The sequence below is a fragment of the Parabacteroides sp. AF17-3 genome (assembly GCF_003635445.1).
Taxonomy (GTDB): Bacteria; Bacteroidota; Bacteroidia; order Bacteroidales; family Tannerellaceae; genus Parabacteroides; species Parabacteroides goldsteinii.
The window spans coordinates 254,389-273,439 of the sequence record NZ_QTMM01000001.1 but is presented as its reverse complement, the minus strand read 5'-3'; the positions used below and the strand labels follow the sequence as shown (position 1 = coordinate 273,439).

Below are 19,051 nucleotides of genomic sequence, written 5' to 3'. Positions count from 1 at the left end.
ATACGATGAAACAAAAGCTGTTCATAACATTCATATTATGTGTATGGATACCGGTGGCCTATGCTACCGGTATCCCGAACTTACTTCCCTGGCCGCAACAGGTAGACTGGAACAAGCAAACGTTTTCCGGAAAAGAAATCGCCCTCCAGACAGAAGGAAATACGGAGCAGATGGTTACGGCCTGGTTGCAGGAGAATAACATCGGCATCAACCCCGCCAGCAAACACAAATTACAAATAAAACTTGTAAAAGAACTGCCGGAGGCAAAGCTGAACGCAAACGAAGCCTATAAACTACAAGTATCCTCCCAGGGTATCACCATCGAAGCCACCACGGAACAGGGAATATACTGGGCTATTCAAACCCTTCGCCAACTAACGGAAAAGAAAGGGGACAGAGCCTATATCACGGGATGCCGGATTACAGACTGGCCTGCCTTCCGTATCCGCGGATTCATGCAGGACGTAGGCCGCAGTTATATCTCCCTGGAAGAACTGAAACGGGAAATAGCCATTTTATCCCGTTACAAAATCAATGTTTTCCACTGGCATCTCACCGAGAACCAGTCCTGGCGCCTGGAAAGCAAAGTCTTTCCGATGATAAACGACAGCATCAATACAACCCGCATGCCGGGCAAATATTATACCCTGGAAGAGGCCAAAGAACTCGTTGCTTTCTGCAAACAACACCATGTGATGCTGATACCCGAACTCGACATGCCCGGGCACAGTGCCGCTTTCGAACGGACCTTCCGCCACGACATGCAAAGTCCGGAAGGAATGAAAATACTGAAACTGCTCATAGAAGAAGTCTGCGAAACATTCGATACGCCTTATCTGCATATCGGGACCGACGAAGTGGAGTTCACCAATCCCCGGTTTGTACCGGAGATGGTCGCATTCGTCCGGTCGAAAGGCAAAAAAGCAATCTCCTGGAACCCTGGCTGGCATTACCAACCGGGTGAAATAGATATGACACACCTGTGGAGCTATCGGGGAAAAGCCCAACCGGGAATACCGGCCATCGACTCCCGTTTCCATTATCTGAACCATTTCGATACCTTTGCCGACATCCGTGCTTTATACAACAGTACCGTCTACGGGCATACCGAAGGTAGCGATGATATGGCAGGTGTCATTCTGGCCGTCTGGAACGACCGCCTGGTACAACCGGAAGAAAACATGATACGGGAAAACCACCTGTATCCCAACATGCTCGCCATAGCCGACCGTGCCTGGCGGGGAGGAGGCTACGAATACTTCGATAAAGAAGGGACCAACCTGTCTTCCGAAGACAGCCGCGCATACACTTCCTTTGCCGAATTCGAACAACGAATGCTCTGGCATAAAGAGCATCATTTCAAAGGATATCCGTTTTCATACGTAAAACAGACAAACGTGAAATGGCGCATCACCGACGCATTCCCCAACAACGGTGACCTGAATAGCGTGTTCCCGCCCGAAACAGCCTTGCAAAACAGCTATACCTACGACGGGAAAACCTACGAAACAAACGAAACCATCGGTGCCGGAATCTATCTGCGCCACGTATGGGGCACACTCGTTCCCGGCTTTTACAAAGACCCGAAAGAAAACCATACCGCTTATGCCTGGACCTGGGTATATTCGCCCAAAGACCAGGAAGCTGGTGCCTGGATAGAATTCCAAAACTACGGCCGTTCGGAAATGGACCTGGCGCCACCACAGGGCAAGTGGGACTACAAAGGCAGCCGCGTATGGCTGAACGACCGGGAACTGCTTCCGCCGGAATGGACTGCGACCCATACCGTGAAATCGAATGAAATCGCGCTGGGGAATGAGAACTGTGTTGCCAGGGAACCGCTCAGGGTACATCTGCAAAAGGGATGGAACAAGGTTTTCCTGAAACTTCCCGTCGGAAAGTTCACGCTTCCCGAAGTCAGGCTGAACAAATGGATGTTCACATTCGTCTTTGTCACCCCGGACGGTGAAAAGGCGGTAGACGGCCTGGTCTATTCACCGGATAAAAAGAAATAAACAGACTATCATACAATGAAAAAAACTCTTTTACTATTATGCCTGTTACTTTGCACAACCGCCTACGGTCAAAATAAGATTAAGGTAGCTTGTGTAGGTAATAGTGTGACATACGGTGCAGGCATAGAGAACCGGGAGGTCAATTCTTATCCGGCTCAACTGCAACGCATGCTGGGAGACGGCTACGAAGTGGTGAATTTCGGTAAAAGCGGTGCCACGCTGCTCAACAAAGGACATCGCCCTTACTGCAAGCAGGAAGAATACAAAGCGGCACTCGACTTTGCCGGCGACAGGGTAGTCATCCATCTCGGACTGAACGATACCGACCCGCGCAACTGGCCTAACTACCGGGATCATTTCGTGAAAGACTATCTTTCTCTGATAGCGTCGTTCCGCGAAGCTAATCCGGATTGCCGGATATGGATTTGCCGGATGACACCCATCTCACACCGGCATCCGCGTTTCAAATCGGGTACCCGCGACTGGTACTGGATGGAGCAGGAGACAATCGAAGAAATAGCCCGACTGGCCAACACCGGACTGATCGATTTGCAGGAAGGACTCTACAACCGCCCTGACCTGTTACCCGATGCCCTTCATCCGAACACGGAAGGAGCCGGTATCCTCGCTAAAACGGTTTACGGGGAACTGACCGGCAACTACGAAGGTCTCCGTATGCCTGCTACGTTCTCCGACAATATGGTCTTACAGCGGGAAAAACCCTTACTCATCTCCGGGACTGCCAATGCCGGTGAGAAAGTAACCGTGCAGATTGCCGGACAAAAGAAAGAGTCTGTAACCGCCTCCAACGGCAAATGGTCTGTCACGCTCGCCCCGTTACAGGCAGGAGGTCCTTATGAACTGACCATCGAAGCCTCGCCCGCCACTGAAAAGAAAAGCAAAAAGAAAGTACCGGCTTCACAGAAACTGACCTATAAAGAGGTACTGGTCGGCGAAGTATGGCTCTGTTCCGGGCAGTCCAACATGGCTTTCCGGGTAGACGAACTGGCAGACAGCCAGCGGAAGGAACTACTCGAATATGCGGACAGCCAACCACAGATACGTCTCTTCAATATGCAGCCCCGCTGGTATACGAATGCGGTGGAATGGGACATTTCTGCCATGGATTCGCTCAACCGCCTGCAATATTACCACGACACCCGGTGGACGCCGTGCAACGAACAGACAGCCGATAAGTTCTCGGCCGTAGCCTTTGCCTTCGGACGGATGTTGTCGGACAGCCTGCAAGTTCCGGTCGGACTCGTCCTGAATGCCATAGGGGGGTCGAGTACCGAAGCCTGGATAGACCGGAAAACACTGGAATTCGAATTTACCGATATACTGTACAACTGGACACAGAACGACTTTATCCAGGACTGGGTACGCGGTCGTGCGGTTCTCAACACGAAGAAATCATCCGACAAACTGCAACGCCATCCGTATGAGCCTTGCTATCTGTACGAAACGGGAATCCAGCCATTGCAACAATATCCAATCAAAGGAGTCATCTGGTACCAGGGCGAATCGAATGCCCAGAATATCGAAACACACGAACGTTTGTTCCCGTTGCTGGTGGAAAGCTGGCGCAAAAACTGGGGAGAAGAGTTTCCGTTCTATTACGTTCAGCTATCGAGTATCGACCGTCCGAGCTGGACCTGGTTCCGCAACAGCCAACGTGAACTGATGGAAACGATTCCGAACAGCGGCATGGCCGTCAGCAGCGACCGGGGAGATTCGTTGAATGTGCATCCGGTATACAAACGCGAAATAGGGGAACGCCTGGCCCGTTGGGCACTCAACAAGACATACGGACATGCACTCACTCCGTCAGGTCCTTTATTCCGTTCAGTCGAATTCAGGGACAACGCCGCCTACATCACCTTCGATTACGCCGACGGCCTGCACACCTCCGATGGGCAACCGATACGCACATTCGAAATAGCGGAACACGACGGGCTATTCTTCCCCGCCCAGGCCGAAATAATAGATGGAAAGGTGAAAATCCGCAGTGAGAAGGTTACGAATCCGAAGCTGGTCCGCTACGGCTGGCAACCATTCACCCGTGCCAACCTGGTCAACAGCGATGAACTCCCGGCTTCAACATTCAGAACAAAGAAACAATAGTATCATGTACAACAAATCCATATTAACCGGATGTCTTCTCCTGCTGGCAGTCATGTTAGCCGGATGCAGTCAGCCACCAACATCTAAACCGAATCATATGATTACCTGTACCTGGAATAAACTACCCGATTTGCCGGGCATGGCAGACACCGCCTCATTAGGGGTTTCAGCCCCTTTTGTCGGCATCAGTAACGGAATACTGCTGGTTGCCGGCGGTTGTAATTTCCCCGACAAACCGGTCACCGAGGGAGGAGCCAAACGATATTACAGCGATATATTCGCCCTCGACCTTTCAGACAAAAACGCCCAATGGCAGAAAGCCGGCAACCTGCCTCTTCCAGTTGCCTACGGAGCCTCCGTCACGACGCCGGAAGGTATCGTCTGCATAGGGGGAAACAACAGCACCGATTTTTTAGCCGATGTCTATCTGCTGTCCATGTCCAGGTCCGATGAAAAGGCACATATTTGCAAATTGGATACACTTCCCGTATCGATGGATAATCTTTCTGCGGCCTATATCGACCACACGATCTATGTAGCCGGAGGAAATGAGAACGGGAAACCCGGCCATAGCTTCTATTCAATGAAACTGAACAAAAACCTCGATGGAAACTGGGAAAAACTGCCGGACTTCCCCGGTCAGACGCGCCTTCAACCGGTCTTAGCCGCCCAACAGTCGGCCGACGGAGTACGTATTTACCTGTCGAGCGGCTTTCAGCCTGTTTCCAAGGATGCGTATGGAAAGGATGTGGATGCAATTGTCTCTTCAGATATGCTCTCATACCATCCGGCTACAAAAAGTTGGACTACGGAGACTAAATTGCCTTCAGTCAAAGGCCAAGTCTGGCGTACCTTCACCGGAGGTTGCGCAATTGCTTACGGCGACAGTTCAATCCTACTTATGGGCGGCGTCAACTACGGCCGTTTCTTAACAGCCCTCAACCGTTCCATCTATATGGAGCGGGCCGAAGAAAGATTAGAGTTCGAAGGACTCGAAAGGCTGATAAAAGAGGGAAAAGAGTACATGCATTATCCGGTGGAATGGTACAAATTCAATACATTCCTCTTACAATACAACACCTTTACCAAAGAATGGACCGAGCTGGGAGATTACGAACAGTTAGCCCGTGCCGGGGCAGGAGCCGTATTGAAAGGTGACAGCCTGATCATCGTCAACGGTGAACTGAAGCCGGGTATCCGGACACCGCAGGTGAATTGCGCAGAGATTAAATAGTTCTACATAAAGTTTCTGGAAACAATCTGCCATCTGTCACCTCTTCCCATAAACTACTATCAATCAACAAATATAAGGTTGCAGATACATTCTTTTCATCTGCAACCTTATCTGTCATCAGCCACCAACACAGATGCTCCGGGTAAGAACTAACCCGAATATAGTATACAACTAACTTCAAAGTAATAAGGAACTAGCCCGAAAGTCCTTACCCACTAAAACTACCCTGTACAGGATAATCGACCAGGGTGTACAGGATAGTTACGCAAGGTGTACACCTTAATAAGCCAGGGTGTACAGGGTAATAATACAAAGTCATGACCCGAGGATTAGTTTCTCCCTTAGTTGACGCTAAAAGATGCCAGGGTTGGATATAGTTTGCCTCCGGTTTATATCATACCCGAACAAGGCGAAATCCCCTAGACACGGGTCATCCGGGAATACCTGCTTTAAGGCTTCGGTAATCTCGACAGCGGTTTTGAGGGTAGCATTCTTTTGCTCGGTCAATCCCAGTTCCAACGAAATCTGATGGACGTGGGTATCTAAAGGAATGATTAACTCATGCGGTTTGATGGCTGTTTCCCAGATGCCGAAGTCGACAATACCGTCTTTCCGGACCATCCACCGGAGGAACATGGCAAGACGTTTACAGGCAGACGTCCCCGTCAGTACGGGAATCCCTTCGATTCCTGAGAAAATATCCTGTATCTTTGTCACCGGATTCGGATAAGGACTGGCAGACAAAGCATCTTCCAGCGAGTCATATTCTTCATAAATACTTTTCAGCCGGTCGCACAACTGACGTAGATGGGAGTAGGTGTAGAAACGGTAAAAAGTATCTCTCTTACCGAGTTCTACCGAATTTCCCGCCAAGTTCTTATATCCTTCATTCCTAATCCAACGGTAAGGACTAGGGCCCATTGCATCATGCAGTTCGTTCGCTTTTCGGAGGATTAGTTCCCTGCGTCCGTAAGAAATCCAGGAGGTAATAAAAGCGGACACCTCAATATCCCTTTTCTCCGTGTACCGATGGGGAAACTGGACAGGGTCGTCCTTGATAAAACCGCTAACATTATATTCATTCGCCCACCGGCGGAGTTTTTCTTTTATTTCTTCATTCATTCTTTTTACCTGTATCAGTATCTTTCCTTTTCAATCGCTTTATATCTTCATCCAATTCCTTAATACTATTCAGACGTTCGGATGCACGCTGCACCTCTTTATATTGCGTATATTCCTGTCCGGCTTTTTGTACAGCCAACTGATGGGAAATACGTCCCGCATCTTCCAGAATACTTTTTTCATTCATAGTCAGAACCAGTTTCAACTTTTCTATCCAATCTTTCATATACAAAGGCTTATGAGCCATTGCCTGTGCTTCTGCGAAGGCTAAAAACTGTTCGACTATTAGTTTCAACATCTTTACTTCTTCTTCATTCAGATAGTTTTTACCAATAGCTATATCCGCTTTAAGTACTTTATCGGGATAGGTCGTAGAAGTCAATCCCATCATAGGTAACGACGCATTGGCCCGGTAATAAACCAATTCTGCGGCAGTTTTACCACAGACAGCCCAAAGTAGCTTATTCTGTACTTCCTTATAAAAAGAAAGCGTCATCTCATCAGACGGGTCGTAATCGATACTTGTGGCATAAATATCTTTGATTTGCTGGTAAAAGACTCGTTCCGAAATCCGGATTTCCCTGATACGTTCCAGCAATTCCTTAAAATAATTCATGGAAGAGCCTGTTTTGAAACGTTCGTCATTCAATGCGAAACCTTTAGTGATATAATCACGAAGCCGTTGAGTTGCCCAAATCCGGAATTGGGTACCTTGCTGTGATTTTACCCGATAGCCGACGGATATGATGACATCCAGATTATAGTAATTGGTATTATATTCTTTTCCGTCTTCGGCAGTTGTTCGGAAATTCCGAACAACTGCCGAAGAATCCAATTCTCCTTCTTCAAAGATATGTTTAATATGTTCACTTATGGTCGATTTAGACTTTCCGAATAAAGTACTCAACTGCGATTGTGACAGCCACACAGTTTCCCCCTCAAACAGAACATCCACTTTAATAGTTCCATCCTGTGATTGGTATATTAATATCTCGTTGTTATTATTTTTCTCATCCATGTTACTTCTTCTTCAGGAAATACTGCCGTTGTTCCTCCGGATAATGTTCGATGGCATAACGGAGAGCTGTGCGGGGGAGGCGTGTAGCGTGTTTTTCGAGAAAGTCGGTTAATGTTTCCCGGTCTTTTTTGCCGACTTCGCGGAGCATCCAGCCCACCGCTTTATGCATCAGGTCATGTGTATGCGTCATCAGCTTTTCTGCCAATGCCAATGTATCGGTATATTCGCGGTTACGGATGAAAGTGACGGTAGAAACCATAGCAATCCGCTGCTCCCACAAACAGTCGCTATCCGCCAGTTCATATAATCGGGTGCGGTCTTTATCCAGCAGGTAAAGACCTACCAGATGCGGACAGGTAACGTCTACCAGGTCCCAGTTATTGATGCGCCGGGCATTATCCAGATAGAAATCATACAATTTCTTACGGTCGGCCTCAGAGGCCTTCTTGAACTGCTCGACCGCAATCAGCAGGGCACAAAGGCGAGCTTCATGGTATTCGCTTTCAATCAATAACTGCAACTCGGATAAAGGCGTCTGCTTATTCGCTTTTGCAATGCTGCGGGTGAGGGGAACGACCAGCCCGAGGAACACATCACCTTCGGCATACTCACCAGGCCCCGTCTTGAAAAAACGTTGCAGGAAAGCGGCCTTCTCCGGATTTGCCACCGAGAGAAGTTCGCTCAACACAAAAGCTGCCGTCATGGACGCATGACGCGTGACACAGGACGGTCGCCTTCCAAGAATCCGATTACGTTGTTGCAAACGGTACGTGCCATAACGATACGTACATCCATCGTCTGCGTGCCGATATGAGGCGTCAGTACCACATTTTCCATTTCCAGCAATTCGGGCAGCGGATAGTCGCCAAATTCAAATACATCCAGTCCGGCGCCATGAATCGTTCCGTCCTGCAAGGCCTTTACCAGCGCATGTTCGTCCACCAGCGGGCCACGGGCGGTATTAATCAGGATAGCCGACGGTTTCATCTGCTTCAGTTCCGCTTCGCCGATGATATGGTAGGTATCGGGAGTATAAGGAGCATTCAGGGAGACAAAATCGGACTTCGCCAACAGCTCTTCCTTAGAGACGTACATCACATTCAGTTTCGTCTCTTCCTCCACGTAAAGTGGGCGACGGTTATGGTAAACCACTTCCATACCGCAGGCATTCGCACGTTTGGCCAACGCTTTTCCGATACGTCCCATGCCGATGATACCGAGTGTCTGTCCGGTAATATTCACGCCGAGATTTTCGAGTACACCCACCTTCATCTCTTTGCCGAGCGTACGCAGTTTGCGGTCGCATTCGGTGATACGGCGGGCGGTATCGATCATCAGTCCCAAAGCCAGGTTGGCGGTAGGGGAGGTGACGGGGTCGGGAGTATTGGCTACGGTGATACCTTTTTCCAGGCAATACGCCACATCTATATTATTATAACCCACCGCGTAGTTGGCTACCAACTTCAGATTCGGGGCATGGTCGACCAGTTCCTTATTCACCGGAAAGTCGAACATGGAACATAGAACATCGTATTCCGGAATCATTTCCAACACTTCTTCATAGGTGAAATCTCTTCCTTCGGGAAAAGTCACGTCATAATTGCTTTCCAGCTCGGTGAACCCTTCGCGGAACATGTCGTAGGTTACTAATATCTTTGCCATAAGTCTTTACGTTTTATTATTCAGGCAAAAATACAAATCTATTGTTAATTAATTCCTATTTTTGCAGGTATAATATCAATAACAACTAACATATGATTCTGAACTACATCTGGATCGCTTTCTTTCTAATCGCTTTCGTCGTCGCGCTGGGCAAACTTATCTTTGCCGGAGATACGGTTGTCTTCACAGAGATTATCAATTCCTCTTTTGTGTCTGCCAAGACCGGATTCGAGATATCGCTCGGACTGACCGGTATCTTGTCGCTCTGGCTGGGTATTATGAAGATTGGCGAAAGGGGGGGAGTCATCCAGTCGTTTGCCCGGTTGGGGGCACCGGTTTTCAGCAAGCTCTTCCCGGGCATACCGAAAGAGCATCCGGTAACGGGTTCTATCTTTATGAATATCTCCGCCAACCTGCTGGGGCTGGACAACGCTGCGACACCGATGGGTCTGAAAGCAATGCAGCAACTACAAGAACTGAATACTGAAAAGGATTCTGCCAGCAACCCGATGATTATGTTCCTTTGCATCAATGCTTCGGGGTTAACCCTTATCCCAATCACTATCATGATGTACCGGGCACAGATGGGGGCAGCCAATCCATCGGACGTTTTCCTGCCGATTATGCTGGCGACATTCTCATCCACATTGGTTGCCATACTAGCCGTCTGCATCAAACAACGCATCAATATACTCCAAAGAAATCTGGTACTGTTCTTCGGAGGCCTGGCTGCCTTTATAGGCGGACTGGTCTGGTTGTTCAACTCATTGGAACAGGAACAGGTTTCGCTTTATTCCACCTTGTTTGCAAACACATTATTGTTTACTATAATCTGCGGATTCATTGTCAGCGGCATACGAAAAAAAATCAATGTATATGACACATTTATAGAAGGAGCCAAAGAAGGCTTTAAAACGGCAATAACGATTATACCGTATCTGGTCGCCATATTGGTCGGGATAGGGGTATTCCGTGCCTCAGGAGCGATGGATTTTATCATTGAAGGAATCCGTGTGGGTGTCGGTGCATTAGGGATCAATACTGATTTTGTCGGTGGCCTGCCGACCATCCTGATGAAGCCGCTTAGCGGAAGCGGTGCACGCGGAATGATGCTGGATGCGATGAATACCTATGGTGCCGATTCGTTTGTCGGACGGCTGGCTTCCATCGTACAAGGCTCGACGGATACGACTTTTTACGTAGTCGCACTTTATTACGGAAGCGTTGGCATCCGCAATACCCGTTACACCATACAATGTTCATTGATGGCAGACCTGGTAGGGGCTATTGCCGCAATAACTTTGACATATATATTCTTTGCCTGACAACAAATTTCCGATTATCAAAATGTCACTACTATACCGGGTAAATCGGATTAATATGGCAGATATTTGAAAATACTATACCGGGTAATATTTTTTAACATATCATTCAGAAAGACAAATAATAATAATAATAATAATAGCATTATGACAATATCATTTTACGCAGAAGACATCGAACTTCCGGCCATCAAGAAAGAGGCTGTCAGCAACTGGATCAGGAAAGTTGCCGAAACATACGGTAAAAAGACAGGGGATATCAGTTACATCTTCTGTTCCGACGAAAAGATCCTGGAAGTAAACCGCCAGTATCTGCAACATGATTATTATACGGATATCATCACATTCGATTATACCAGCGGAAACAAGATATCAGGCGACCTTTTCATCAGTCTGGACACGGTAAAAACAAATGCGGAAAAGTTCGAAACTCCATACAACGAAGAACTGCATCGTACCATCATCCACGGAATCCTTCATCTGTGCGGCATCAACGACAAAGGGCCAGGGGAGAGGGAGATCATGGAAGAGAACGAAAATAAAGCACTGGCTATTTTGCCGGAAGAGTGCCGGGAGAGTTAATTCCGGCATTTTTCATCTGTTGTTTCTAATAAACCAAAATCAGAAACGCCATCCGACATTAAACTGGATAACGCCATTATGATCTTTTCCCCTGAAAAGATTACTGCCACCCAAAGTATATTCCGACTCCTTAAAGATATAAGTACAACCTAAATTATAATTGACGGAAACGATTAATCCCATATCAAACGTGTAACCGGCACCCATGGAAAAAGAAAGATCACACGGACTCATATCATCCTTTATATTCCTCGAAACGGTTTTTGTTTCAAAAGGAGGGTAACCCAACGAATATTTGAAGTTGGTTCCTTTTGCCCGGACATTAATACCTAATTGCGGACCACCAAACATATGGAAACCTTTATACAAATAGAACTTTGCATAAATAGGAATATTTAAATAATCAATGTCCAATTTGGATGTTTCACCTTTATATTTATAGCGGTATCCCTGCATGGAATAATAAACTCCCGGTTCCAGTGCAAACAATTTGGAAAAACGGATTTCTCCGGCAACTCCGACATTTACACCAGGCCGCATATCCGCAAAACTTTCCGGGTAGGTATTAGCCAGATTAAACCCGATACGGGGAATAAAATGAAACTCTTGTGCAGATATCTGAATAGAGATAAGGGCAACAAACAAAAGGAGTACTAACTTTTTCATAACATATCTAATAACATTGTTAAATATATAGATGCCGGATATTACTAATATGTTGCATGAGTACTTAATTTTTAATGTATAAAGTCATTGAAGCAATAAAACTGGTAAATACTTCGTTTATTAATTAGTAGTCACTCAAAAACATATTATCATGAACACAACCTCTTTAAAACTCGGAATCCAAAAAGCTATCAATAATATATCTGAGATTTGGTTCCTGTTGATTTTGGCTGTACCGACTATTTTCGACGCAATCTTCGAAATAGGAAGCAAAGGGAAATGGACAATTCCTTTCATTCTTCTTTCAATAGCGGTCATTTTAATAAACATACTTATCAAACAATTGATTCAAAAAACTGCATGGATAAGCCTTGTACTGGGAGTTGTTTTGTGTTTCTTTTCTTCATTTTTTATAGCAGCAGCCCTCTCCGAGTATGATGAATTTCCACTAGGAACCGAACCTAATGCCCTTTCATTACTTGCCTTCGGAACAATCGTCGGTGGAATATCATTCGCCTTGGCTATCAAAATGAGTTTCCAAGGAGCATACAAACTGTATACCGATTAACAGCAAAAATATCCTCTACAAACAAAAGTTTAAAATAAATCCTGATACTCATCAGAACTTGCCATTTACTCATTGTTCAAACAGATAAGAGTCTTTCGCCTATACTTTTGAACTGTAATCAGATTTTTCATTTAAATTTACAGTTATGAAAGCGAGACTCTTATTTTTATTCCTGTGCCTGACATGGAACGGCTGGGCGGACACATTCGTCCCTTACAATCCCGACTCACTGAAAAAGGGAGATTGGATAACCCTCGAAACTGTCCATTACTATCCCTATATCGCTCCGGGTATTAAAGAAGAAATCCCTTGGAGGGCGGAGAATATACGCCGGATCACCATACTAGCTACAGTGGCAGAAAAAACAGACAAGTCCATTTCTATCGACTATACGCTGGATAACCTGTACGATTGCCATAACGCCAAAGAGAAACCCGGCTTTTATTATTTCGACAGCCGTTATCAGCAGGATTTTGCTTTCGAAAATAATACGTCAGACAAACAGATTTTACATGTCACGTACGACCGGAAAAGCCGGAAACCACTCGTATTCGATAAAGAGAACTCATCCTATTCCTATTCGAAAACGTATGTTCCTTTCGGAGTAAGATCGGAAAGATTATCCGATTATATGGCAATTACTATCCGCGACTCGGTTAACCTGGAACAGTTACTGACTCCGATAACCTACGATATCCTGACCAAATGGAAAACAGATGGAACTATCTTATTCGCACCGGATACACGGGTTGTGGATGCCTCATTTGCTCTTCCTCCGAATACAGAATTTACCTGTAGTAATTATGGTCTCGATACATCTAAAGATTCGACTATTCACAAGAAAATATTTATCGCTTACCCGACAGAATATAAAGTAGGAGAACGAATAAAACTTCTGCTTACTCCGGGAGATTCCATTATTCAAGACAAAGAGGCATTTACGAATGCACATACCTATCGTTACGAGGGACGAGGTAGTGAACAGAATAACCTACAATACAACACTCAACGATTTTCTTATTACAATTCTGAATACGGCAACATTTCTCCTGACGAGTTAAAAAAATCCTTCCTGCACCGTGATTCTCTTTTTCAAACTACCTTAGAAAAAGATTTTAAGAAAATGGATCCTTATTGGAAGAGAGTATTTGAATTATCGGAACAGTATTTCAAAGGAGGATTTATCCTACGGTGCTACATGTTTAAGAGCGACAAAGAAGCCTGGTATGATAGCAGTTTACTCGATTGGCAAGCTCCTCCTTTCGCATCAGTCAATCCGCTTATTGATAATGCCTACCACTTGAAGAATCCTTATTCAGCACATTACGGTTTTTTCCTGCATATGTATGCTACCTATAAAAAGCAGGAGCTCAAATCGGACAATCTGTGTCTGAACAAACAAAAAATAACTCCACAAGAAGACTATCTGCTAAATAAACAAATCTTCTCTGGCTATCCTAAATACTTTTTAAACGGAGCGAACCTGACAAGTTTGATGTATAGTAAGACACTACATGAAATAGAAGATGATTATAACGATTTTATCGCTTCCTGTCCAGATACCAGCCTGACAAACGAAATACAAAGAGTATACAATAAACTATTACCTTTCGAATATGGTAAGAATATCAAGGAAACCGGTCTGATCATAACCGACAGCCTACATTTGGTGAAAGGAAGCGATCGGAAATATATCCTGTTATATTTATCCGGCTATCATGGTCTCCCTGCACCCTATCTTCAAGGGGCACTCGACTTGAAAAAACTCCTTCAAGAGAAAGGATTGGCCTCCACTGTACAATTCGAACTTTATTCAGACTTTGAGCCCCGCAATGCTGAAGTGGTAAAGCCATTCAAAGCTATACCCGAAAAACAGTCACAAGATTTGATGTTTAAATCGCGTTTTGGTGCCATAACTATCCTGATGCGTGAAGACGGGACTATTCTCTATCGGAGATTTGGAGGGTTGGAAACAGAGCCTATTCTTGGATTAGTTCAAAAAGATCTGAACAGAGAAGACAAATCTTTCAACGATTTTATGAAAGGATTCAAAGAGGGCATTTTAGGTGCGCTCCTAATCGCAGCAATCATCGGTATCATATACTATTTCCGAAACAAAAACAAACAGAAGCAGGAACGTAACCGCCGTCATATCCGCGAACTCGAACTCCGTGCCATTCGTTCCCAGATGAACCCGCATTTCATCTTTAATGCGCTAAGTTCGATACAGAATCTGATCAATCGCTCGGCCAATCAGGAGGCGAACAAATACCTGATCGATTTCTCACGTTTACTGCGCAAAGTTCTGGCTACATCCGAAAAGAAACTGGTTCCTCTCTCGGATGAGATCGAGCAACTGGAACTATATCTGAAACTCGAACAACTTCGTTATCCTTTCTCTTACTCGTTGACAGTCGATCAGAATATCGAGCCGGATGCAATCGAAATACCGGGAATGCTGATACAACCTTTCGTTGAAAACGCTGTTAAGCACGGAATCGCTCCGCGCGGTACGGGAGAAATCATAATTCGATTATCTTTGCAGGATCAGTTGTTGATAATCGATATCACTGACGATGGTCCCGGATTGAAAACAGAGGCAAATGGAGGCTTCGGTATCCGTGCCGTCACCAATGAGTTCGAAATATTAAAGACTTTGTACAATACGGAAATCGGTATTACGATCGAAAACAGGCAAGAGAAAGAGACTGTTTCCGGTTGCCACGTCCAATTATCCATTCCTCTATAAAAACAAAAATATGGAGACAAAAATAACCGCAGCAATTGTTGATGACGAGCAGGGGAACCAGGAAAACCTGCTCCGCATGCTCGGCACCTATTGTCCGCAAATCAAAATATCGGCTATTTGCAGTTCAGTCACGGAAGCTCGTACCGTCCTGCCCGAAGCTAAACCGGATATCCTTTTTCTGGATATCCGGCTGGGCGACGATACCGGTTTCTCCCTCCTGGAAAGTCTGCCGGATATTCCTTTTGAAGTGATCTTTGTAACGGCTTACGACAGCTATGCGATCCAGGCTATCCGCTTCAGCGCACTCGACTATTTACTGAAGCCTATTGACCCGGAAGAACTGACACATGCTGTAGATAAAGCCGTCCAGGTCGTCTTACGAAAACAGGAAAACAAGCGGATGCAAAACCTTCTACAAAATAAGCGGGCACTGGATAAACAAAAGAAAATAGCCCTGTCAGTCGCCGACAAAATTGAATTTGTTGAAATCGGCTCTATCGTCCGTTGCGAATCGGAAAGCAACTATACCACTTTTTATCTTAAATCGGGAGAGAAGCTGATCGTATCAAAAACATTAAAAGAATTTGACGACTTGCTGACACCTTACAATTTCCTCCGTGTTCATCAATCACATCTGATCAATCTGGAAGAAATAAAAAGTTTCATTAAAAGCGATGGGGGATATATCCGCATGAAGGATGGTTCTTCCATCAGCATTTCCCGTCAACGACGGAATTATGTGATGGAAGTTTTAAAGCAGTTGTAAGCCGTAGCGGCCCGGATTCCCGTTCACTCTTTATATTTCAGGTCGAAGCGTCCTTCTGTAATACGGTCTCCCTCAAAAGTCCCGCTGAATATCCCGTCAGACATCCGGGTAATGTGGACTTTTCCATCTCCGATTTTTTGGTTATCAAAAGAGACATTCGTGTACGGAAGCGTTTCTCCCTGTTTGGGATTGGGTATTGAAAAGCGAAGGTAAGAATCGAAGCCGATTTGTGCCGAAACCGTCATACTGGTACTATCTTCCAGCTGGGTAAATTCAGCAACCGGTAACCCCCAGCGGCCACTTACAGATACCCAACCGTCAACCAGGCAACCGAATGTATTCGCACCGGTCGCAGTAGCCTCAGGCATAAGAGTGGGATCAACCGATTTATTCTCTTCACAGGCTATACAGAAAAAAAGCAAACAGATAAATAATATATGTTTCATAATGGTGTCTAATTAAAAATGAAAATTCATACCGAACAACAACGATAATTGAGAAAAACAGCCGCCACCGCCATTCAATTCAGGTGACTCGACCTGCCATTTCTGACCATGGTATTTGACGGAATAACTGTCCGAAGAGGTAACGATCCAATTCACCTTTGCAGAGATTCCTATATGTTGGGAAAAGAGATATTCACCGCCTGCGGATAAGTTATAAGCGAGCTTGTTCATCGACACATTCCGCGGTTTATCGTACACCAAACTTTTATCTTTGTAAAGCTGGTATCCCAAACCCGTCGACAAAGACAAATTAAACTTCTGCTTGACGTAGAACAGGGCGATTTGTGGCGCAATGTAGTTCATCAGAATTTTATCGGAGCCTTCATCATGACTGTTTTTATACTGTCCACCCTGATAAATGAGACCGGGAGACAGTTTAAATGAATCGAAGATATATTTATCCCCCAGATAATAGTAGTTAACACCCCAGGAAACCCCGTTCCGCAAATCACTGCGATAAGCATCGGAGTTGTTTGTAATCCCGATCATCTTTCCCAAATACCAGGAGGGACCCGCATGGACAGAAAACAACGATTTTCCGACCGACGCCTCCTGGGCAAACAACGAAAGGGTTGACATCAACAGCCCCAATAAAAACAAATACTTTTTCATAACATTCTTTTTAGACTTATATTAATATATGATGGACTATAGAATTTAAAAGCTGCATAGAAACATATAAAAAACATATTTAGGATAAAGCCACCAACAGATCTGCATCCGTAGAATCTTTAACGAAACAAAGCATAAGCAAAATATCCTTTGGGATGGTGGCTAAAAGGCGGAGTATGACTATCTTTGCAAAAGAAACAAAGAGAATTACGACAATGACTTTCAATTACGATGTGATCGTGGTAGGTGCTGGCCATGCAGGCTGTGAAGCCGCAGCAGCTGCCGCCAACCTGGGTTCTAAAACGCTTCTTATCACCATGGACATGAATAAGATTGCACAGATGAGTTGCAATCCGGCCGTAGGCGGTATCGCCAAAGGACAGATCGTCCGTGAAATAGACGCGCTGGGTGGTTATATGGGGATTGTAACAGACCGCACTGCGATTCAATTTCGCATGCTGAACCGGAGCAAAGGGCCGGCTATGTGGAGCCCGCGTGCCCAGAGTGACCGTGCCCGCTTTATCGATTGCTGGCGGGGAATACTGGAGAACCTTCCGAACTTATACATCTGGCAGGATACTGTCCGCGAAATAATGCTGGACGGAGATACTGTCTGTGGTGTAAAAACCAATATGGATGTAGAATTCCGGGCAAAGAGCGTAGTCTTAACAAACGGAACGTTCCTGAACGGCTTAATGCATATCGGACGTACACAATTACGTGGCGGACGCATCTCGGAACCGGCAGCAACGGGGCTCACGGAACAACTGGTTTCTCTGGGAATAAAATCGGAACGGATGAAGACCGGAACACCTGTACGTATCGACGGTCGCAGCATACACTTCGATGAAATGGGCGAACAACCGGGAGAGAACGACTTTCATAAATTCTCTTATCTCGATTTCCAGCCGCGCCCGTTAAAACAACTTAGCTGCTGGACGACTTTCACAAACGAAGCATGTCATGATATTTTGCGTGAAGGTCTCCCCGACTCTCCCCTATACAACGGACAAATTCAGAGTATCGGCCCACGCTATTGTCCTAGCATCGAAACAAAGATCGTAACATTTGCAGATAAAACCCAGCATCAACTGTTCCTGGAACCGGAAGGCGAAACAACACAGGAGTATTACCTGAACGGCTTCTCCTCCTCTCTCCCATTAGACATCCAGTTGCGTGCGCTGCAAGCAATCCCTGCATTCAGAGATATTCAGATCTATCGCCCGGGATATGCAATCGAATACGATTTCTTTGATCCGACGCAATTGCATCATAACCTGGAAACAAAACAAATCCGTAACCTGTTCTTTGCCGGACAAATTAACGGTACGACCGGTTACGAAGAGGCAGGCGGACAAGGATTGATAGCCGGCATCAACGCACATATCAATTGCCACGGAGGCGAACCGTTTATCCTAGGACGCGATGAAGCCTATATCGGCGTACTTATTGACGACCTCGTAACGAAAGGTGTAGACGAACCTTACCGTATGTTTACCTCCCGTGCCGAATATCGCATCCTGCTCCGCCAGGATGATGCCGATATGCGCCTGACAGAAAAAGCCTACAAAATAGGTTTGGCTAAACAAGAGCGTTACGACCTGCTGACAGAGAAAAAAGAACACAGGGATGCTATTATCAACTTTGCAGAAAACTATTCCGTAAAGTCGCAATACATAAACGAAGGATTGGAAAAGCTGGGTACTACCCCACTCGCTCACGGTTGTAAACTGATCGACCTGATCCTTCGTCCGCAACTCACTTTGGAAAGCGTTGCCACCCTCGTCCCCGCACTCCGCACAGAGTTGGACAAGGTTCCTGCTTCACGTAAAGAAGAGATTATCGAAGCAGCAGAAATCCTGATCAAGTATAGCGGTTATATCCGGCGCGAACAGATCATCGCAGAGAAAATAAACCGCCTGGAGAATATCCACATCAAAGGTAAATTCGACTACAATTCGATCCAATCTTTATCGACCGAAGCAAGGCAAAAGCTCACGAAGATCGACCCGGATACGATTGCGCAGGCAAGCCGTATTCCAGGCATCTCCCCCAGCGATATAAATATTCTGCTGGTACTCCTCGGAAGATAAAACGCGAATTGT

General features: G+C 45.8%; 16 protein-coding genes. 9 read left to right on the top strand and 7 right to left on the bottom strand.

Features of this window, described 5'->3' with window-relative positions; translation table 11 throughout:
• Nucleotides 1–5: 5 nt before the first annotated feature.
• Genes DWW91_RS00860 through DWW91_RS00850 form a run of 3 tightly spaced genes read left to right on the top strand, consistent with a single transcriptional unit; the run spans nt 6 to nt 5,373 of the window.
• Nucleotides 6–2,015 carry a family 20 glycosylhydrolase gene (locus DWW91_RS00860; protein ID WP_122326669.1) on the top strand — a complete coding sequence of 670 codons (2,010 nt, stop codon included), beginning with the start codon at nt 6–8 and terminating at the stop codon, nt 2,013–2,015.
• 15 nt (nt 2,016–2,030) lie between these two features.
• Entirely contained in the window at nt 2,031–4,139 is a 2,109-nt protein-coding gene (locus DWW91_RS00855; RefSeq protein WP_122326668.1) for a GDSL-type esterase/lipase family protein, read from the top strand.
• A 4-nt stretch (nt 4,140–4,143) separates the two neighbouring features.
• Complete coding sequence (locus DWW91_RS00850) at nt 4,144–5,373, top strand: cyclically-permuted mutarotase family protein (protein WP_122326667.1); 1,230 nt, start codon at nt 4,144–4,146, stop codon at nt 5,371–5,373.
• A gap of 351 nt (nt 5,374–5,724) precedes the next feature.
• Here DWW91_RS00850 and DWW91_RS00845 read toward each other — a convergent pair whose 3' ends face one another.
• Genes DWW91_RS00845 through DWW91_RS00830 form a run of 4 tightly spaced genes read right to left on the bottom strand, consistent with a single transcriptional unit; the run spans nt 5,725 to nt 9,175 of the window.
• Nucleotides 5,725–6,495 (bottom strand): TIGR02757 family protein, encoded by a 771-nt coding sequence (locus DWW91_RS00845; RefSeq protein WP_122326666.1) that lies wholly within the window; start codon nt 6,493–6,495, stop codon nt 5,725–5,727.
• On the bottom strand, nt 6,488–7,513 hold the full coding sequence (locus DWW91_RS00840) for a virulence RhuM family protein (RefSeq protein WP_122326665.1): 1,026 nt from the start codon (nt 7,511–7,513) through the stop codon (nt 6,488–6,490). Before DWW91_RS00840 ends, DWW91_RS00845 begins: the two co-directional genes overlap by 8 nt.
• A 1-nt stretch (nt 7,514) precedes the next feature.
• Nucleotides 7,515–8,216 (bottom strand): DNA alkylation repair protein, encoded by a 702-nt coding sequence (locus DWW91_RS00835; RefSeq protein WP_009860529.1) that lies wholly within the window; start codon nt 8,214–8,216, stop codon nt 7,515–7,517.
• Nucleotides 8,213–9,175, bottom strand: a complete 963-nt coding sequence (locus DWW91_RS00830; protein ID WP_122326664.1) for a 2-hydroxyacid dehydrogenase family protein — start codon at nt 9,173–9,175, stop codon at nt 8,213–8,215. Before DWW91_RS00830 ends, DWW91_RS00835 begins: the two co-directional genes overlap by 4 nt.
• A gap of 92 nt (nt 9,176–9,267) precedes the next feature.
• On the opposite strand from DWW91_RS00830, the gene DWW91_RS00825 reads away from it, so the two are divergent.
• Together DWW91_RS00825 and ybeY are read left to right on the top strand one after the other, a co-directional pair.
• Nucleotides 9,268–10,500 (top strand): nucleoside recognition domain-containing protein, encoded by a 1,233-nt coding sequence (locus DWW91_RS00825; protein WP_122326663.1) that lies wholly within the window; start codon nt 9,268–9,270, stop codon nt 10,498–10,500.
• A gap of 144 nt (nt 10,501–10,644) precedes the next feature.
• The gene (gene ybeY / locus DWW91_RS00820; RefSeq protein ID WP_122326662.1) at nt 10,645–11,079 is read left to right on the top strand and encodes an rRNA maturation RNase YbeY; all 435 of its coding nucleotides are present in this window, start codon (nt 10,645–10,647) and stop codon (nt 11,077–11,079) included.
• Nucleotides 11,080–11,118: 39 nt separating this feature from the next.
• On the opposite strand, the gene DWW91_RS00815 is transcribed toward ybeY, so the two are convergent.
• Nucleotides 11,119–11,745, bottom strand: a complete 627-nt coding sequence (locus tag DWW91_RS00815; RefSeq protein ID WP_009860520.1) for a porin family protein — start codon at nt 11,743–11,745, stop codon at nt 11,119–11,121.
• 151 nt (nt 11,746–11,896) lie between these two features.
• Between DWW91_RS00815 and DWW91_RS00810 the strand changes: the two genes are divergently transcribed.
• The 3 genes from DWW91_RS00810 (at nt 11,897) to DWW91_RS00800 (ending at nt 15,828) form a co-directional block, all read left to right on the top strand.
• Nucleotides 11,897–12,313 (top strand): hypothetical protein, encoded by a 417-nt coding sequence (locus DWW91_RS00810; RefSeq protein WP_122326661.1) that lies wholly within the window; start codon nt 11,897–11,899, stop codon nt 12,311–12,313.
• 145 nt (nt 12,314–12,458) lie between these two features.
• Nucleotides 12,459–15,062, top strand: a complete 2,604-nt coding sequence (locus tag DWW91_RS00805) for a sensor histidine kinase (protein WP_122326660.1) — start codon at nt 12,459–12,461, stop codon at nt 15,060–15,062.
• A 10-nt stretch (nt 15,063–15,072) separates the two neighbouring features.
• Nucleotides 15,073–15,828, top strand: a complete 756-nt coding sequence (locus DWW91_RS00800) for a LytTR family DNA-binding domain-containing protein (RefSeq protein WP_122326659.1) — start codon at nt 15,073–15,075, stop codon at nt 15,826–15,828.
• 23 nt (nt 15,829–15,851) lie between these two features.
• On the opposite strand, the gene DWW91_RS00795 is transcribed toward DWW91_RS00800, so the two are convergent.
• Nucleotides 15,852–16,274 (bottom strand): hypothetical protein, encoded by a 423-nt coding sequence (locus DWW91_RS00795; RefSeq protein WP_122326658.1) that lies wholly within the window; start codon nt 16,272–16,274, stop codon nt 15,852–15,854.
• Nucleotides 16,275–16,286: 12 nt separating this feature from the next.
• The gene (locus DWW91_RS00790; RefSeq protein ID WP_010801228.1) at nt 16,287–16,946 is read right to left on the bottom strand and encodes an outer membrane beta-barrel protein; all 660 of its coding nucleotides are present in this window, start codon (nt 16,944–16,946) and stop codon (nt 16,287–16,289) included.
• Nucleotides 16,947–17,161: 215 nt separating this feature from the next.
• Here DWW91_RS00790 and mnmG point away from each other — a divergent pair, with 215 nt between their 5' ends.
• Nucleotides 17,162–19,039, top strand: a complete 1,878-nt coding sequence (mnmG, locus tag DWW91_RS00785; RefSeq protein WP_048314865.1) for a tRNA uridine-5-carboxymethylaminomethyl(34) synthesis enzyme MnmG — start codon at nt 17,162–17,164, stop codon at nt 19,037–19,039.
• The last annotated feature ends 12 nt before the right edge of the window (nt 19,040–19,051 follow it).

Coding starts and splice junctions, on each gene's coding strand:
- DWW91_RS00810 (WP_122326661.1), top strand. CDS start 11,897: ATGAACACAACCTCTTTAAAACTCGGAATCCAAAAAGCTATCAATAAT.
- DWW91_RS00790 (WP_010801228.1), bottom strand. CDS start 16,946: ATGAAAAAGTATTTGTTTTTATTGGGGCTGTTGATGTCAACCCTTTCG.
- ybeY (WP_122326662.1), top strand. CDS start 10,645: ATGACAATATCATTTTACGCAGAAGACATCGAACTTCCGGCCATCAAG.
- DWW91_RS00845 (WP_122326666.1), bottom strand. CDS start 6,495: ATGAATGAAGAAATAAAAGAAAAACTCCGCCGGTGGGCGAATGAATAT.
- mnmG (WP_048314865.1), top strand. CDS start 17,162: ATGACTTTCAATTACGATGTGATCGTGGTAGGTGCTGGCCATGCAGGC.
- DWW91_RS00830 (WP_122326664.1), bottom strand. CDS start 9,175: ATGGCAAAGATATTAGTAACCTACGACATGTTCCGCGAAGGGTTCACC.
- DWW91_RS00860 (WP_122326669.1), top strand. CDS start 6: ATGAAACAAAAGCTGTTCATAACATTCATATTATGTGTATGGATACCG.
- DWW91_RS00800 (WP_122326659.1), top strand. CDS start 15,073: ATGGAGACAAAAATAACCGCAGCAATTGTTGATGACGAGCAGGGGAAC.
- DWW91_RS00795 (WP_122326658.1), bottom strand. CDS start 16,274: ATGAAACATATATTATTTATCTGTTTGCTTTTTTTCTGTATAGCCTGT.
- DWW91_RS00840 (WP_122326665.1), bottom strand. CDS start 7,513: ATGGATGAGAAAAATAATAACAACGAGATATTAATATACCAATCACAG.
- DWW91_RS00815 (WP_009860520.1), bottom strand. CDS start 11,745: ATGAAAAAGTTAGTACTCCTTTTGTTTGTTGCCCTTATCTCTATTCAG.
- DWW91_RS00805 (WP_122326660.1), top strand. CDS start 12,459: ATGAAAGCGAGACTCTTATTTTTATTCCTGTGCCTGACATGGAACGGC.
- DWW91_RS00825 (WP_122326663.1), top strand. CDS start 9,268: ATGATTCTGAACTACATCTGGATCGCTTTCTTTCTAATCGCTTTCGTC.
- DWW91_RS00850 (WP_122326667.1), top strand. CDS start 4,144: ATGTACAACAAATCCATATTAACCGGATGTCTTCTCCTGCTGGCAGTC.
- DWW91_RS00855 (WP_122326668.1), top strand. CDS start 2,031: ATGAAAAAAACTCTTTTACTATTATGCCTGTTACTTTGCACAACCGCC.
- DWW91_RS00835 (WP_009860529.1), bottom strand. CDS start 8,216: ATGACGGCAGCTTTTGTGTTGAGCGAACTTCTCTCGGTGGCAAATCCG.